This is a genomic window from Psychrobacter sp. Rd 27.2 (genome assembly GCF_001921755.1).
GTDB lineage: Bacteria > Pseudomonadota > Gammaproteobacteria > Pseudomonadales > Moraxellaceae > Psychrobacter > Psychrobacter celer.
Genome location: NZ_MRYB01000129.1, coordinates 1 through 359 on the forward strand (window position 1 = coordinate 1; position 359 = coordinate 359).

Genomic DNA, 359 nt, shown 5'->3' on the forward strand with positions numbered 1-359 from the left:
CCTTATCATCCAGCACTCTAAAGCCAAACTCATCAAGGGTGACTGGTGTGTCTTCGTCAGTACTCACGTCATTAGCCGCTACTTGACCAGCTACTGGGGTGACGGTTAGGTTGATGTTAACGCTGTCTATTTTTTCAACAGTTGGGTTAGCAGCAGATGAGTCAGCATCATTGTCTTTGGTATAAAGCGTGACCTCTACATCCATATCCTTTGAATTATAATCATTCGTTTTGATACTCATGGTAGGCTGATCGGTGCTGGTATCAAATACTGGTAAGTTAGGAATAAATGCACCAGTATCGGGGTCTGTATTCATACCTATCAGCGCTTGACCGTCACTACCAGCTGGTTCGCTTTCT

The 359-nt window shown here is 44.3% G+C and carries 1 protein-coding gene; it reads right to left on the reverse strand.

Annotated elements, in window-relative coordinates; translation table 11 throughout:
• On the reverse strand, positions 1-359 hold a 359-nt coding region (locus BTV99_RS13600), incomplete at both ends, for a hypothetical protein (protein ID WP_178377988.1).